Origin of the sequence: Massilia suwonensis (assembly GCF_042655665.1) — a bacterium.
Classification (GTDB): domain Bacteria; phylum Pseudomonadota; class Gammaproteobacteria; order Burkholderiales; family Burkholderiaceae_D; genus Telluria; species Telluria suwonensis.
The window spans coordinates 20,150-35,338 of sequence record NZ_JBHSMR010000001.1 but is presented as its reverse complement, the minus strand read 5'-3'; the positions used below and the strand labels follow the sequence as shown (position 1 = coordinate 35,338).

General features: G+C 64.4%; 12 protein-coding genes. 6 read left to right on the top strand and 6 right to left on the bottom strand.

Annotation, left to right across the window (positions count from 1 at the left end; genetic code table 11):
* Positions 1-91 precede the first annotated feature (91 nt).
* Together ACFPQ5_RS00165 and fumC are read right to left on the bottom strand one after the other, a co-directional pair.
* The gene (locus tag ACFPQ5_RS00165; RefSeq protein WP_136219548.1) at positions 92-304 is read right to left on the bottom strand and encodes an RNA-binding S4 domain-containing protein; all 213 of its coding nucleotides are present in this window, start codon (positions 302-304) and stop codon (positions 92-94) included.
* Between the two features lie 76 nt (positions 305-380).
* Complete coding sequence (gene fumC, locus ACFPQ5_RS00160) at positions 381-1,775, bottom strand: class II fumarate hydratase (RefSeq protein WP_379750704.1); 1,395 nt, start codon at positions 1,773-1,775, stop codon at positions 381-383.
* 86 nt (positions 1,776-1,861) lie between these two features.
* Here fumC and ACFPQ5_RS00155 point away from each other — a divergent pair, with 86 nt between their 5' ends.
* Positions 1,862-3,130: a FimV/HubP-related protein gene (locus ACFPQ5_RS00155; protein ID WP_379750702.1), complete on the top strand. Its 1,269-nt coding sequence runs from the start codon at positions 1,862-1,864 to the stop codon at positions 3,128-3,130.
* Positions 3,131-3,491: 361 nt separating this feature from the next.
* Here the strand turns inward: ACFPQ5_RS00155 and ACFPQ5_RS00150 are convergent, their stop codons facing one another.
* A complete protein-coding gene (locus ACFPQ5_RS00150; RefSeq protein ID WP_379750700.1) occupies positions 3,492-3,773 on the bottom strand; it encodes a flagellar protein FliT in 282 nt (93 codons plus the stop codon).
* A gap of 283 nt (positions 3,774-4,056) precedes the next feature.
* Between ACFPQ5_RS00150 and ACFPQ5_RS00145 the strand changes: the two genes are divergently transcribed.
* From ACFPQ5_RS00145 to ACFPQ5_RS00130, 4 genes are read left to right on the top strand one after another with little or no spacing between them, the layout of a single operon-like run.
* A complete protein-coding gene (locus ACFPQ5_RS00145) occupies positions 4,057-6,711 on the top strand; it encodes a M1 family metallopeptidase (protein ID WP_379750698.1) in 2,655 nt (884 codons plus the stop codon).
* A 30-nt stretch (positions 6,712-6,741) separates the two neighbouring features.
* Positions 6,742-8,790, top strand: a complete 2,049-nt coding sequence (locus ACFPQ5_RS00140) for a M13 family metallopeptidase (RefSeq protein WP_379750696.1) — start codon at positions 6,742-6,744, stop codon at positions 8,788-8,790.
* 51 nt (positions 8,791-8,841) lie between these two features.
* Positions 8,842-9,516 carry a class I SAM-dependent methyltransferase gene (locus tag ACFPQ5_RS00135; protein WP_379750694.1) on the top strand — a complete coding sequence of 225 codons (675 nt, stop codon included), beginning with the start codon at positions 8,842-8,844 and terminating at the stop codon, positions 9,514-9,516.
* Positions 9,517-9,550: 34 nt separating this feature from the next.
* A complete protein-coding gene (locus ACFPQ5_RS00130) occupies positions 9,551-9,727 on the top strand; it encodes a CsbD family protein (protein WP_379750692.1) in 177 nt (58 codons plus the stop codon).
* A gap of 84 nt (positions 9,728-9,811) precedes the next feature.
* Here ACFPQ5_RS00130 and ACFPQ5_RS00125 read toward each other — a convergent pair whose 3' ends face one another.
* On the bottom strand, positions 9,812-10,918 hold the full coding sequence (locus ACFPQ5_RS00125) for an AI-2E family transporter (RefSeq protein WP_379750690.1): 1,107 nt from the start codon (positions 10,916-10,918) through the stop codon (positions 9,812-9,814).
* A gap of 209 nt (positions 10,919-11,127) precedes the next feature.
* Between ACFPQ5_RS00125 and ACFPQ5_RS00120 the strand changes: the two genes are divergently transcribed.
* Positions 11,128-11,307 carry a CsbD family protein gene (locus ACFPQ5_RS00120; RefSeq protein WP_136219539.1) on the top strand — a complete coding sequence of 60 codons (180 nt, stop codon included), beginning with the start codon at positions 11,128-11,130 and terminating at the stop codon, positions 11,305-11,307.
* Positions 11,308-11,367: 60 nt separating this feature from the next.
* On the opposite strand, the gene ACFPQ5_RS00115 is transcribed toward ACFPQ5_RS00120, so the two are convergent.
* Complete coding sequence (locus tag ACFPQ5_RS00115) at positions 11,368-12,567, bottom strand: right-handed parallel beta-helix repeat-containing protein (protein WP_379750688.1); 1,200 nt, start codon at positions 12,565-12,567, stop codon at positions 11,368-11,370.
* Between the two features lie 341 nt (positions 12,568-12,908).
* Positions 12,909-15,128, bottom strand: a complete 2,220-nt coding sequence (locus ACFPQ5_RS00110) for a S9 family peptidase (RefSeq protein ID WP_379750686.1) — start codon at positions 15,126-15,128, stop codon at positions 12,909-12,911.
* Positions 15,129-15,189: the final 61 nt, after the last annotated feature.

The following is a 15,189-nucleotide window of genomic DNA, read 5'->3' as shown; positions in this document are numbered from 1 at the left end:
ACAAAAACCGGTTGGTCACATCTAAAATATAAACATGGACCACCGGTCGCGTTTGTCTGCGCGCAAACGTGCGCCGCAGAGGCCGGCAGTCCTACTGAACGGCAATCCGCACGTCGCCGACGGTCACGATCTGGCCGGTACGAATCTTGGCGGTCTTGCGCAGTTCCTGCTTTCCATCGACCGACACCGCGCCGCTGGCCACCATGTTCTTGCCGGCGCCGCCGCTGTCCACCAGGCCAACCAGTTTCAGCAGCTGGTTGAGTTCGACGAACTCGGATGTCAGTTCGAATGTTGTTTTTTGCATAATATACTCGGGATAAATTGAACGGCGCACGCTTGGGCCCGCTTTTGCAAGCCCAGGCCTGGCAATGAATGAGCGCTTATTCCGGATCGGGACGCGTCATGTCGATCGGAACGATCCATTGATCGAACTGTTCCTCGGTGACGTGACCCGATTGCCGGGCCGCCTCGCGCAGCGTGATGCCTTCGTGCTGCGCGTGCTTGGCGATCTGCGCGGCGCGATCATACCCGATGTGCGGCGCCAGTGCGGTCACCAGCATCAGCGAGCGCTCCATCAGCTCGCCGATCCGGGCGCGGTTCGGCTCGATGCCCTGGGCGCAGTGCTCGTCGAAGGAACGCATGCCGTCGGCCAGCAGGCGCGCGCTCTGCAGGAAGTTGTGGGCGATCATCGGCTTGAACACGTTCAGCTCGAAGTTGCCCTGCGAAGCGCCCACCGTCAGCGCCACGTCGTTGCCGAACACCTGGCAGCACAGCATCGTCAGCGCTTCGCACTGGGTCGGATTGACCTTGCCCGGCATGATCGAGCTGCCCGGCTCGTTTTCCGGAATCGTGATTTCGCCCAGGCCCGAGCGCGGACCCGAAGCCATCCAGCGCACGTCGTTGGCGATCTTCATGAGGGCCGTCGCCAGGGTCTTGAAGGCGCCGTGGGCGCTCACCAGCGCGTCGTGCCCGGCCAGCGCCATGAACTTGTTCGGCGCGGTCTTGAAGGCGAGGCCGGTGCGCGAACCGAGTTCGGCGGCGATACGCGGCGCGAATTCCGGATGCGCGTTCAGCCCGGTGCCGACCGCGGTGCCGCCGGCGGCCAGCATCAGCAGGCCGGGCAGGGCGGCGCGCAGCGCGCCTTCCGCGAACTCGAGCTGGGCGACGTAGCCGGAAAACTCCTGGCCCAGGGTCAGCGGGGTCGCGTCCTGCAGGTGGGTGCGGCCGATCTTGACGATGTCGGCGAAGTCGCGCGATTTCACCTGCAGCGTGCCGCGCAGGCGCGCCAGCGCCGGCAGGACCTCTTTCGAGACGGCCTGGGCCGCCGCCACGTGCATGGCGGTCGGGAAGATGTCGTTCGAGGACTGCCCCATGTTGACGTGGTCGTTCGGGTGCAGCAGGCGCGCTTCGCCCCGCTCGCCGCCCATGAGCTCGGAGGCACGGTTGGCCAGCACCTCGTTCATGTTCATGTTGCTCTGGGTGCCGGAACCGGTCTGCCAGACCGCCAGCGGGAATTCGTCCGGATAGCGGCCTTCCAGCACCTCGTCGGCGGCGGCGATGATGGCGTCGGCCTTGTCGCGCGGCAGCTTGCCGATCGAGCGGTTGACGGCGGCCGCGGCGCGCTTGACCTGGGCCAGTGCGGCCACCAGTTCCGGCGCCATGCGCTCGGTCGAAATGTGGAAGTGGTGCAGCGAACGCTGGGTCTGGGCGCCCCAGAGGTGGTCGGCCGGGACCTCGATCGGGCCGAAACTGTCTTTTTCTATCCGGTTTTCCATGTGGTGTCCTGTTATTTGGGAGCTGGAGCTAAAGAGTGTATCCGAACACCCGTTAATTACGCTGAGGCTACAAATTCTTCCTGCTCATGGCACCGCGCATCCCTATTCTCCTGTCGACCCTGCTGTTTTCCGCCATGCTCGGCGCCGGCCATGCCGCCGAACTGGGCGAGGCCCAGGTGCGCTCCTACATCGGCCAGGCGCTCGTCGCCGACGTCGAACTGAACCTGGTCGAGGATCCCGCCAGCAAGGTGCAGGTACGCCTGGCCCATCCGGACGTGTACCGGGGCGCGAACATCGCCATGCCGCCGGTGCTTTCCAGCCTCAACATGACTGTGACGCGCCGCGACGGCCGCCAGTTCCTGCATCTGACCTCGCTCAAGCCGGTCGAGAGCCGGCACCTGCACGTCTACCTGGAACTGGTCGATGGCGGCCAGCGCAGCGTGCGCCTGGTGACCCTGTGGCTGACGCCGGACCCGAATCCGGCGCCGCCGCCGGTGCAGGAAGCCGCGCCGGTGGTCAAGGCGCAAGCGCTGCCTGTCCCGCCGCCGAAGCCGGTGCCGGCGCCAGTGGCACGTCCGGCCGCTGCCCTGCAGGCGGGCGAAGAATACGTGGACGCACCGGCTGTCGTGCGCAAGCCGGCGCCGCAAGCCGTGCCGGTGGTAAAAAAGGCGCCAGCGAAGAAGCCGGCGCCCGTGCATGCGGCGCCCGCCGAAGCGCCGGCCTGCGCGCCCCAGCCGGCCAGCGAACACCTGAACGCCTGCGCCGCACTCGGCGAAAAGAACGCCGCCTTGCGCCACGACCTGGGCAAGCTCGAGGACAAAGTGAAGGCGCTGCAAGGCGTAGCCAAGCCGGCGCCTGCCGCGCCCGTCGTTCAAGCTGTCGCGCCGGTTGTGCTCCCTGTTGCACCCGCCGCGCCTGCTGCTGCCCACGAGGCCGCCTCCGCCGCGCCGCACGAGGCGGCACCTGCGCCCGCCGTGAAGGAAACCCCGAAAGACGCCCCGAAAGGCGCGCCGCGTATCCACCGCAAGCCGAAGAAGGTCGAGCCGCCCGAGCCGGAAACGCCGTGGCTGCCGATCGGCGCTGGCATCGCCGCCGTGCTCGCCATCTCGGGCCTCGCCTTGGCCCTGCTGCGCCGGCGCAAGCGTGCCGGCGTCGGCAAGATCCAGCCCGCGCACAAGCCGGCCAAGCTGCCGAAGGCAGGCAAGGAAGCGTCTGCGGAAGAGGGCGCGCCGAAGCCGAAATTCATGGAAGCCGTCAAGGCGCGCCTGATGCCGGGCCGGGCCAAAGGGCCGGCGCCGGAAGCAGACACGCCGGCCGAACCGGTGCTCACCGACGTGATTTCTCAACCAGAATAGAGTCGCGCACAATTCGTCTACACAAGCGTGAAATTTGCGCTATACTGAACTCGTTGGTTGTCAAAACCACAAAACGGAACAGCGTCCGGCGCAGCCACCACCGATAGTGTGGCGCGGGAACCGGAGCTACGTCGCAAGACCCTGTTTCCGGAAGCAGTCAGGCTGCCAACAGCGGCAGCGGACGCCGGATGCAACCGGCAAAGAGGCGACACCGGGTTAACTGGTGTTGCTCTCCGAATTCATACGGACCATGTCCGTAGCAGCGAGGCGCCCCAGGGCGCCTTTTTGTTTGCCTGTCCCTTTTGCGTCAGCAATAAAAAAAGCGCCCGCAGGCGCTTTTTATTCGAAAGAGGGAAGCGGCTCAGTGCGCGCGCATTGCGCGGTCCAGCTGGCCCATCCAGGGTTCGGTCACGTCGCGCACGGCGCGGTCGTTGGCCATGATCTGCTTCAGCAGGTCGATCTTGCGCAGGCGCTTGGCGCCTTCCAGGGCCGGCACGCCGCTTGCCGTGGCGTTCGCCTGGGCCGCGCATTGCGCCTGCAGGCTGTCGAACCCCGCCCAGTCACCCGATTGCGCCGCCACGGCCATCTTGCCCGTCAGGCCGGCAATATTTTCGTACATCGAGAGGACTTCGTTCTGGGTCATGTGAATACCGTGACAATTTTTACGGCCGGATTGGCGCTTGTCCTCCTTTTACGGCAGAGCTCGATAGAACTTTAGGGCTGTTTGAAAAAATAATTGAAAATTTTTCTCGCCACTCTGGCAAGGGCAGGAATTCGACGCCGCAGCGCCGGTTTTCTGCATTCCAGCGCGTCTTTTTGCCGTCTGTCGCATTCCGGGACTGCGCGCCCGGCGCTTCGCTTAGAGTGCGTGCTGGGTTGCTGCGCCAGGCGCGGCGCCACCACAATAAGAAAGTAGAGAGGAAATCATGAGACACCCACGCGCATCGCGCGCAGCCGTGGCCGCTACCGCCGGCGCTGCCCTGGCGCTGGCGCTTGCCGCCCCGGCCCGCGCCGAAGTCCCGTTTTCGTTCGCCGAGACGCCCGGCAAGCTGCCGAAAGACGTCATCCCGCTGCTCTACGACGCCCACCTGGTGCCGGATGTCGCCGCCGACACCTTCCGCGGCGAGCAGCGCGTCGAGATCGAGGTGCTGCGCCCGACCAGCCGCATCGTCCTGAACGCCGCCAACCTGGACATCGACAGCGCCACGCTCGCAGGGGCCAACCTGGCCGAACGCAAGCTCGCACCCATCCTCGACGAGAAACAGGAAACCCTGACCCTCGAGCTCGGCGCGCCGCTCGCTCCCGGCCGCTACGTCCTCGGCCTGGTCTTCCGTGGCAAGATCAACCGCGAAGGACGCGGCCTGTTCCAGGTGCGCTACAAGGCCAACGGCGCCGAGAAAAAGCTCGTGGCCACCACAATGGAGCCATCGGACGCCCGGCGCATGCTGCCGACCTGGGACGAGCCCGCCTTCCGCGCCCGCTTCAAGCTGACGGTCGACGTGCCGGGCACCTTTAAAGCCTATTCGAATACGCCGGTCGAGAAGCAGGAAAAACTGGGCAACGGCCTGCAGCGCTTCTCGTTTGCGCCGACGCCGAAGATGCCGAGCTACCTGGTGGTGCTGGTGGCGGGCGAAATGGAGCGCGTCGCGGCGCGCCAGGACGGCGTCGAGATCGGCGTCGTCACTACCGCCGGCAAGCTCGGTTCCACCGCCTTCCCGCTGCAGGCGACCAAGGACCTGCTGCGCTACTACAACAATTATTTCGGCGTGCCGTACCCGCTCGCCAAGCTCGACCAGATCGCCATTCCCGGCGGTTTCAATGGTGCGATGGAAAACTGGGGCGGCATCGTCTACAACGAATCGACCTTGCTCTACGACCCGAAGAAGAGCCCGGAAGACGTCAGGAAGATGACCTTCGAGGTCAACGCCCACGAGGTGGCGCACCAGTGGTTCGGCAACCTCGTCACCATGGCCTGGTGGGACAACCTGTGGCTGAACGAAGGTTTTGCGTCCTGGATGGCGGCCAAGGCCACCGAGCATTTCCACCCCGAGTGGCGGCCCTACCTGGACGGCATCGCCGAGCGCGAGGGCGTGCTGAACCTGGACGCGCGCAAGACCACGCACCCGATCCAGACCCGCATCGACAACGAGGAACAGGCCGCCGGCGCCTTCGACTCCATTACCTACGTAAAAGGGCAGGGCTTCCTGCGCATGCTCGAAGCCTGGGTCGGCGAGGACCCCTTCCGCAAGGGGATCCGTGCCTACATGGCGAAGCACCAGTATTCGAACACGACCACGGCCGATCTGTGGGCGGCGATCGAAAAGGCGTCCGGCAAGCCGGTCGGCAAACTCGCAGCGGACTGGACCACCCAGCCAGGCTATCCGCTGATCTCGGCGAGCCAGGCCTGCGTCGACGGCCGTCGCCAGGTGACCCTGTCGCAGGAACAGTACCGGCTCGACGAACCGGCGCCGGAAAACCGCCTGTGGAACGTGCCGCTGCAGGTCGGCACCGTCAATGGCAAGGCGTGGTATACGCTGCTGTCCAGCCGCAGCACGACGATCACGACCGGCAGCTGCGAAGGCACGCTGGTGGTCGATCCGCACAGCGTCGGCTTCTTCCGCGTCCAGTACGACCGCGCCAGCTTCGATGCGCTGGCCGGGAATGCCGCGCGCCTGCCCGATCCGACCCGCCTGAAACTGCTGCTCGACGCCTGGAGCCTGGTTTCCAGCGGCCGCATGCCGCTCGACAGCTATACGCGCCTGGCGGCCAGCTATGCCGACGAGCCGCGCCTGGCGGTGTGGGAATCGATCCTGTCCAACCTTGGTTCGCTCGACAACCTGGCGCGCGGCGAGCCCGAGCAGGCGCTGATCCGTGGTTTCGTGCGCAAGCTGGTCGGGCCGAAGTTCGCCAGGCTCGGCTGGGAGCCGAAGGCGGGCGAATCGAGCGAAGACCGCCGCCTGCGCGCGCTGCTGGCCACCAGCCTGGCGCGTGCCGGCGACGAGCGTGCGATCCAGGAGGCGAAGCAGCGCTTCGCGCGCTATCTGGAGGATCCATCCTCGATCAGCCCGGAAATGCTCGATTTCGTCGTGCTCACCGTCGGCCGCTACGCCGACGCTGCCACCTACGCGGCGCTGGGCAAGCTGGTCGCGCATGCCACGACCGACGAGGAACGCAACCGGTTCGGCGCTGCCATGACCATCGTGCAAGACCCGGCCCTGGCCGCGAACGCGCTGCGCATGGCGGTCTCGCCGCAGCTGCCGGCCAACCTGGCGGGCGTCATTGTCGCCGGCGTCGGGCGCGAGCATCCGGACCAGGCCTGGGAATTCGCCGTGGCCAATCGCGATGCCTTGCTCAAGAGCGCCGACGCGGTGGGCCGCAACCGCGCGCTCGTCTCGGTGGTGGCGGGATCGTCTGACGCCCGTCATGCGGATATGATGGAAAAGTATATCGGCCAGAACTTCGGCCCAGAGGCGCTGGTCGAAGCGCGACGGGTCGGAAATGGCATCCGCGTGCGCGCCGCGCAGAAAGCGCGCCTGCTGCCGCAAGTCCAGGGCGCCTTGCAGGCTGTACAGAACAAGTAAATCAAAAACGTAACTAACCAAAGGAAAAGCATGAAGACTCGTTGGACCGCCACCAAGACCGCCATCGTCCTCGCCCTGTGCGGCAGCACGCTGGTTTCCGGATTCGCCATTGCCCAGGAGGCGAAAGCGCCGGCTGCACCCGCAAAGAGCACGAACATGACCGTGCTGCCCGGTGACGACTTCTTCACCTGGGCCAACGGCGACTGGCTGGCCAAGACCGAGATCCCGGCCGACCGCGGTTCCTGGAGCTCGATGGGCGCGCTGGCCGAAGAGACCAATACCCGCATCGCCAAAATGATCGAAGAGCTGGGCGCCGCCAAGGACACGAGCGGCGAAGCGCGCAAGGTGGCCGATTTCTACGCCGCCTACATGGACGAGGCCGGCATCGAGAAGCGCGGCCTGGCGCCGATCAAGCCGATGCTGGCGAGCATTGCCGGCATCAAGGACAAGGCCGCCCTGGTGCGCGCCCTCGGCGGCTCGATCCGCGCCGACGTCGACCCGCTGAACGCGACCAACTTCTTCACCGAAAACCTGTTCGGCCTGTGGGTCGCGCAAGGCCTGACCGATCCGTCGCGCAACCTGCCTTACATCCTGCAGGGCGGCCTCGGCCTGCCGGACCGCGCCTACTACCTGGAAAACAATGCGCGCATGGCCGAGCTGCGCACCAAGTACCAGCAGCACATCGCCGCGATGCTGAAACTGGCCGGCATGGACAAGAGCGAGGAGCGCGCCGCGCGCGTGTTCGAGCTCGAACTGGCGCTGGCCCAGACCCACGCCACCCGCGAGGAATCGGCCGACATCCAGAAATCGAACAACGTCTGGACCATGAAGGACTTCGCCGCCAAGGCGCCGGGCGTCGACTGGAACGCCTTCTTCAAGGCGGCCGGTCTGTCCGGCCAGGACCGCTTCCAGGTCTACCACCCGAGCGCCGTCACCGGCGCGGCCCGTCTGCTGGCCAATGCCGACGTCGCCACCTGGCGCGACTACCTCGCCTTCCACAAGCTGAACCAGTACGCGAGCCTGCTGCCAAAGGTTTTCGCCGACCAGCGTTTCGAGTTCAACGGCAAGACCCTGAGCGGCACCCCGCAGCAGTCGGCGCGCTGGAAGCGTGCGCTCGGCGCGACCAATGCCGCGATGGACGAGGCGGTCGGCAAGGTCTATGTCGCGAAATACTTCCCGGCCGAGAACAAGGCGCGCGTGCAGCAGATGGTGGCCAACATCATCGAGGCCTTCGTGCGCCGCATCGACAAGCTCGACTGGATGGCGCCGGCCACCCGTGCCCAGGCCCAGGCCAAGGCGAAGTCGCTCTACGTCGGTATCGGCTATCCGGAGAAATGGAAGTCCTACGAGGGCCTGAACATCGTCGCCGGCGACGCCTTCGGCAATGCCATCCGCGCCGAGGAATACCATTACAAGCAGGAACTGGCCAAGCTGGGCCGCAAGCCGGACCGTACCGAATGGGCGATGCCGCCGCAATTGGTGAACGCCGTCAACCTGCCGCTGCAGAACGCCATGAACTTCCCGGCCGCGATCCTGCAGCCGCCGTTCTTCGATCCGAAGGGTTCGGACGCCGCCAACTACGGCGCGATCGGCTCGGTCATCGGCCACGAGATCAGCCACAGCTTCGACGACCAGGGCGCCCAGTTCGACGCCCAGGGCCGCCTGCGCGACTGGTGGACCAAGGAAGACCTGGAACACTTCAAGACCGCCTCGAGCAAGCTGGTTGCTCAATATGGAAACTATAAGCCCTTCCCTGACCTCGCTGTCAACGGCCAGTTGACACTGAGCGAAAACCTGGCCGACCTGGCCGGCCTGGAAGCGGCCTACGATGCCTTCAAGACGACCTCGTCGGGCAAGAGTGCGGAGGCGGATCGCGAGTTCTTCAAGGGCTTCGCCCAGGGCTGGCGCAGCAAGATGCGCGAAGCCTCGCTGCGCCGCGCCGTGCTGACCGACGGCCACGCACCGGCCCAGTACCGCACTTATATCGTGCGCAACATGGATGCCTGGTACAAGGCCTTCGACGTCAAGCCAGGGCAGCAGCTCTACCTGGCGCCGCAGGAACGTGTGAAGATCTGGTAAGGTCGTAGGGACGAGCAGGCGGCCGGCGCCGCCTGCGTCTCTTGATCGACGATGACCATGACCGATAGCCTCGACGACCGCTTTGACAACATCTCCCGGCGCACCCTGGCGCATTACGAACGCAATGCGCGCGCCTTCTTTGCCGGCACGATCGACCACGACGTCAGCCAGAACGTGGCGGCGCTGCTGGACGCGATCGAGGCGCCCGCACCCTGGACCCTGCTCGACCTGGGCTGCGGTCCCGGACGCGACCTGAAGACTTTCGCCCAGCTCGGCCACCGCGCGATCGGACTCGACGGTTCGGCGGAGTTCGTGGCGATGGCGCGCGCCTACAGCGGCTGCGAGGCCTGGCAGCAGGATTTCCTGCACCTCGACCTGCCGCCGGCCATGTTCGACGGCATCTTCGCCAACGCCTCGCTGTTCCACGTGCCGAGCGCGGCGCTGGATGCCGTGCTGGCGGCCCTGTTCGCCACCTTGAAGCCGGGTGGCGTCCTGTTCAGCTCGAACCCGCGCGGGCACAACGAGGAGGGCTGGAACGGGCCGCGCTACGGCAGCTATTACGATTACCCGACCTGGGAGCGTTATCTGGTCGCGGCCGGGTTTCTTCCCGTGCAGCATTACTACCGTCCGCCAGGCTTGCCGCGCGAACAGCAGCCCTGGCTTGCCAGTGTGTGGCGCAAGCCCAATGTTAGCCAGCGAACGGAAGGGGTAGAGGATCGGGCCTAAGGTTGGGCTTCGCTGTCAACCGAAGGAGTGCATCATGAACGAGGACCAGATCAAAGGCAAAGCCAAGGACATCGGCGGCAAGATTCAGCAAAAGGTCGGCGAAGCCGTCGGCAGCCGCCAGCAGCAGTCCGAAGGCTTGTCGAACCAGGCCGAAGGCAAGGTGCAGGAAAAAGTGGGCGATGTGAAGGATATCGTCAAGGGCAATCGCTGATTTTCCTGTCCTCATCAACAAAAAAGCCGCGACGTGTCGCGGCTTTTTTGTTGGGCAGGGCGGCACGTTCGTGCCGCCACCCCTCTAACCCTTCTCCGATTCCTCGACCTTATCCCCCAGCACATCCTCCACATACAGCATCTGCACCAGCACCTTCAAGGCAGCCGCCAGCGGCGTCGCCAGCGCCACCCCCGCAAACCCGAACAGGGTCCCGAACACCAGCTGCATCACGATGGTCAGCGCCGGCGGCAAATCGACCGCGCGCGATTCGATCAGCGGCTGCAGCACATACCCCTCGACCAGTTGCACGCCCGCGAACAGCAGCACCGTGTACAGCGCCAGGTCGGGACTGATGGAAAACGCGATCAGCACGGCCGGCACGCCCGCCATGATCGGCCCAAGGTAGGGCACGAAATCGAGCAGGCCGGCGATGATGCCGAGAATGAGCGCGAGCGGCACGCCCAGCAGGCTGAGGCCGATCGAGGTCGCGGTGCCGACGATCAGCATCGACACCGACTTGCCCAGCAGCCAGCTGGCCAGCGTCTGGCCGATCTTGTTCAGCACCTGGCGCGCCCGATGGCGCTTCGCCTGCGGGACCAGCTTGATCACGCCGTTCGTGTACAGATGGGGCGAGGCGGCGAAATAGATGCCGACGAACAGGATGATGACGACGTTGCCGATCGCCCCCAGCACCCCGCCGAAGAACAGGCCCGCATTCGGCACCAATGACGACATCTGCTTGACGATCTGTTCCGGCTCCGGCAGGCCGGCCGTCAGCTTCTTCAACAGGGGATATTCCTCGACCACGCCTTTGAGCTGCTGGATCGATTTCGGCACCGCCTCGGCCAGCTTGGTCGACTGCTCGGAAACCTGCGGCGCCATTGCCCAGCCGCCCAGGCCGATCGCCGCGAACAGCAGCAGGACGACCAGGGCCAGCGACCACTGGCGCTTGAGCTTGATGCGGCGCGCCAGCATGTCGCTCAACTTGTAGAGCAGCACCGCGCACAGGATGCAGGCAAAGATCAGGAGCAGGGCGTCGGCCGCGTACCAGACCGCGGCCAGGCCGAGGATGAACAGCACGCCGATGCCGTCGATCAGGGCGGTGCGCTTGGCCAACTGGCGCTGCGGCGGGGCGTCGCGCTGTTCTTCGGGTGCCGGAGGTGGAGAAGCGGAGCGGGCAGGTTCACGCATGATCGTCGTCCATTAACAAAAAGTTAAGGCAACAGTAGCATTTGCCGCGCGACCCCGGCGCATGGATGAGTTTGCAATCGCGCTTCCTGCATATTGCCGAGCTATGTGAAGACACGCACGGAACGCGGCCGTATCGAAGCGTATTCTTGACCCATCGCGCTGTCATCGGACCGCGCCTTAACTGAAACATCTAGCCGAAGGAGATCATCATGAACAAGGACCAAGTCGAAGGCAAACTGCAAGACATCGGTGGCAAGATTCAGGAAGAAGCCGGCAAGCTGGTCGGTAACCAGGAACAGCAGGTCAAGGGCCTGAAGAACCAGGTCGAAGGCAAGACCCAGGAGAAGTTTGGCGACGTCAAGGAAAACCTGAAGGACGCCACGAACTAAGCAGGACAAAACGAAAAAACCCCGGCATGCCGGGGTTTTTTTTCGCTTATACAAGTCAGCTTACTGGACTTCGTAGGCGCCGATGTCGATCGCGGTGCCCAGCTTGCTGCGCGCGCTGGCGGCGGCGGTGTGCTTGTAGCTCGACGTCGCGTTCAGCGACAGGCCACCGGACGAGTTGCCCGGCGCGGAACCGGCGTTCAGGACCAGCGCGCTGGCCAGCGGGCGCAGGTCGTAGCTCGCCAGGTTGACGAAGCCGATCGCAAGCGCCTGGTAGTTCGTCTTCTTGATGGCGTTCGTCTGGTTGGTGACGGTGCCGTAGCCGCTGAACAGGTTGTTGGTCAGCTTGGCCGCGGTCGTGGCGTTACGAACCGTGACGAAGGTACCGCGCGAGCTGTCGTCGTTCACGAAGGTGTTGTTGATCACGTACAGGTCGCTCTTGCGATCGGTCGAGATGCCTTCTTCGCCATACGACACCATGGCCGGATTGTTCGAGGCCGTCGGCTGCATGATCACGTTGCCGATGATGTAGGTGGTACCGCCGTTCGGCACGTTGATTTCATAGCTTGGCTTGCCGGCAGCCGTGCTGCCGGTTTCGCCCGAACGCAGGCTCGAGAAGCGGTTGTACGAAATCGTGTTGTACAGGGCGCGCGTCTTCAGGTTGTGGCCGACGTTGGCGTCGTGCGAGAAGTTGTAGCGGAAGGTCAGCTTGCCGGCCTTGCCGATGTACACGTTGTGGGTGTAGCCGTCGCCGCGGCCGTTGTGGCCGAACTCGTTGTTCTCGAGGGTGATGGTGCTGGCGGTGTTCTCGCCGCTCAGGATGCCATTCTCGTTGTCGTGCAGGAAGGAGTTACGCAGCGTGAAGTTGGTGCCTTCCAGGCGCAGGGCGGCGCCGTTATGGTCGGGCACATAGGCGCCGTACATTTCGACGTTGTCGATCGTGATGTTGCTGCCGCTGACGACCCAGATGGCCTTGCCGTTGGCGTTCTTGCCGCCTGCATCGATTTTCGGACGGCCATTGACGCCGCGGATGGTCAGGTTGCTTTTCGAGATGGAGCAGACGTCGCCGACGTAGGTGCCGGCCTGGATTTCGATGACGTCGCCAGCGGCTGCCGCGGCGAATGCCTTGCATGGGGTTGCATAGGTCTTGCCGGTGCCGACGCTACGGGTAGCGGCCGATGCCGGGGCCGCGATTGCGGCGCCCACGATCAGGGCGGTGACGGCGAAGGTGATGCGGGTGGCGCTGGTACGGATGGCTTGCATTGTTTTGTCCTCAGGTGTCGCTTAAAGCGGTGTCTCTAGATCAGGAACACGCAGAATACCCTGAGGAATTAATTCCGTGGGGACAGAATTTGTTACAGGCAACCTGTACTGTTGAGTTCAGAATTCACAATTCTCCTAGGAAAACTATGCATTTGAGGGCAAATGTATCTCTAAAAAAATTTTGAACAATGTCGCGTGCCTGCAACAGGCAGCGTTGACTTTTTATTGAGTTGTCAGAAATTCTGTGACATGCAGAGCAACTGTTGAGCTAAAAGAACGAAAAAAAACCGGAACACCGCAGGGTGTTCCGGCTTCTTGCCGGGTTCAGGCCAAGTTCTGGCTTACTTCGCCGCGGTACCGCCCAGGTTCTTCTTGAAGAAGGCTTCGATCAGGCCATACACGTGGCGCTGGCTGGTGCGGCCCGAGATGCCGTGCTTGGCGCCCGGATAGGTCATCAGGTCGAACTGGACGTTGCGCTTGACCAGTTCGTCGATCAGGCGCGTGCTGTTGCTGAACAGGACGTTGTCGTCGGCCATGCCGTGCACCAGCAGCAGCGGCGACTTCAGGCCGTCCAGGTGCGCGAACACGCCGCTGCGTGCGTAGGCATCCGGATCCGATTTCGGCGTGGCGCCGACGAACTGCTCGGTGTAGTGGGTGTCGTACAGCGCCCAGTCGGTGACCGGCGCGACCGAGACGCCCATCGCGATCTTGTCCGACGCCGCCGCCAGCAGGCGCAGCGTCATGAAGCCGCCGTAGCTCCAGCCGAACACGCCGACGCGCTTCGGATCGACAAAGCTCTGTTGTGCCAGCCAGTCGATGCCGGTGACCTGGTCTTCGACTTCGTTCTTGCCGAGGTTGTTATAGATGACGTCGGTGAAGACGCGTTCGCGGCGGCTCGAACCACGGTTATCCAGGGTGAACACGACGAAGCCCTGCTGCGCCATGTATTGGTTGAAGTAATTGCCCCAGGTACGGGTCACGCGCTGCGAGTGCGGGCCGCCGTAGGTGAACAGGAAGACCGGGTACTTTTTCGTCGCATCGAAGCCGGCCGGCTTGATCATCGAGTAGTACAGGGTCTGGCCATCCTTGGCCTTGATGGTGCCGTATTCGGTCGGCAGCAGGTCGGACACGTATTTCGCGAACGGGTGGCTGGCGTTCAGCTCGTTACGCTCGAGCCACTGCACCATCGCGCCGTCGGCCTTGCGGATCGACACTTGCGGCGGCGTCGTCGGGCTCGAATAAGTGTCGACGAAGATCTTGCCGTTGTTGGCGAAGCGCGTGTCGTGCCAGCCGTCGCCTGCGGTGATGCGGGCCGGCTTGCCGGCCGTGCTGCCATTCAGGTTCAAGGCGTAGGTCTGCTTGTCGATGACGGCATCCTTGTTCGAGGACACGTAGACCTTGCCGGCGGCTTCGTCCACGGCCAGCACGTTGTCGATGCCCCATTCGCCGCTCGAGATCGGGTTCAGCAGCTTGCCGTTCAGGTCGTACAGGTAGAGGTGCTTGCGGCCGCTGCGCTCGGAGGCCCAGATGAAGGCCTGGCGCTTCTTGAGGAAGTGCAGGTCGTTGTGGATGCTGACCCAGGTCTTCGAGGTTTCGCTCAGCAGCGGGCGCTGGGCCAGCGTGCCGGCATCGACCGCGACCAGGTCGAGGCGCTTCTGGTCGCGCGTCTGGCGCTGGAAGACGAGGGTCTTGCTGTCCGCGCTCCAGTCGGCGCGCACCAGGTAGATGTCCTTCTCGGCGCCGAGGTCGACTTGACGCGCCACGCCCGTTTCCGGCGAGACGATGAACAGGTCCACCAGCACGTTCGGATCGCCCGCGGCAGGGTAGTGCTGGTCGATCACTTCGGTGCGGTCGGCGAAGATCTCGAAGCGGCGCGCGACCGGCACCGGGGCCTCGTCGTAACGCTTGTAGGCGATGGCGGAGTCGTCCGGCGCCCAGTAGTAACCGGTGGTCTGGTCCATTTCTTCCTGGGCCACGAATTCGGCTTCGCCGTTGTGCACGGTGTCTTTGCCGTCCGTCGTCAGCTGGCGCTCGGCGCCGGTTTTCAGGTCCATCACGACCAGGTTCTGGTTGCGCACGAAGGAGACGTAGCGGCCCTTCGGCGAAATCTTCGGATCGAGCACGTTGCCCGAAGCGACCTTGCGCGCGGTGTCCGGATGCGCCACGTCGACCAGGTACAGGTCGCCCGCGATCGGCACCAGCAGCTGCTTGCCGTCAGGCGACCAGCTGTAGTTGATGATGCCCGACAGGCCGGCGGTACGCGCGCGTTCGCGGCGTGCCTTTTCCTCGAGCGACAGGTTTTCCGTCGGCACCAGCTTCTTGGAGTCGACCAGCAGGCGCGTGGTCTTGTCCTTCATGTTGTATTCCCACAGGTCCTGCTGGAACTGATTGTCGGCACGGCCGCGCAGGAAGGTCACGCGCTCGCCGTCCGGCGACACCTTCAGGTTCTTGACGCCAGGACCGGCGAGGGAGGTTTCGCCGTGGATGCGGTCGAGCGTGAGGCGTTCCGCGGAAGCGGGCGCAGCCGCAAGAGCGGCCAGGAGGCAGAGAAGAAGGCGCATTGATTGTCTCGTTGAAAGTTAGCTTTGTGCAACGGACGAGACGATACCAGAGTCACGGGTG

Excerpts from the sequence above, each read along its gene's own strand:
- ACFPQ5_RS00165 (WP_136219548.1), bottom strand. The coding sequence starts at position 304 with ATGCAAAAAACAACATTCGAACTGACATCCGAGTTCGTCGAACTCAAC.
- fumC (WP_379750704.1), bottom strand. The coding sequence starts at position 1,775 with ATGGAAAACCGGATAGAAAAAGACAGTTTCGGCCCGATCGAGGTCCCG.
- ACFPQ5_RS00155 (WP_379750702.1), top strand. The coding sequence starts at position 1,862 with ATGGCACCGCGCATCCCTATTCTCCTGTCGACCCTGCTGTTTTCCGCC.
- ACFPQ5_RS00150 (WP_379750700.1), bottom strand. The coding sequence starts at position 3,773 with ATGACCCAGAACGAAGTCCTCTCGATGTACGAAAATATTGCCGGCCTG.
- ACFPQ5_RS00145 (WP_379750698.1), top strand. The coding sequence starts at position 4,057 with ATGAGACACCCACGCGCATCGCGCGCAGCCGTGGCCGCTACCGCCGGC.
- ACFPQ5_RS00140 (WP_379750696.1), top strand. The coding sequence starts at position 6,742 with ATGAAGACTCGTTGGACCGCCACCAAGACCGCCATCGTCCTCGCCCTG.
- ACFPQ5_RS00135 (WP_379750694.1), top strand. The coding sequence starts at position 8,842 with ATGACCATGACCGATAGCCTCGACGACCGCTTTGACAACATCTCCCGG.
- ACFPQ5_RS00130 (WP_379750692.1), top strand. The coding sequence starts at position 9,551 with ATGAACGAGGACCAGATCAAAGGCAAAGCCAAGGACATCGGCGGCAAG.
- ACFPQ5_RS00125 (WP_379750690.1), bottom strand. The coding sequence starts at position 10,918 with ATGCGTGAACCTGCCCGCTCCGCTTCTCCACCTCCGGCACCCGAAGAA.
- ACFPQ5_RS00120 (WP_136219539.1), top strand. The coding sequence starts at position 11,128 with ATGAACAAGGACCAAGTCGAAGGCAAACTGCAAGACATCGGTGGCAAG.
- ACFPQ5_RS00115 (WP_379750688.1), bottom strand. The coding sequence starts at position 12,567 with ATGCAAGCCATCCGTACCAGCGCCACCCGCATCACCTTCGCCGTCACC.
- ACFPQ5_RS00110 (WP_379750686.1), bottom strand. The coding sequence starts at position 15,128 with ATGCGCCTTCTTCTCTGCCTCCTGGCCGCTCTTGCGGCTGCGCCCGCT.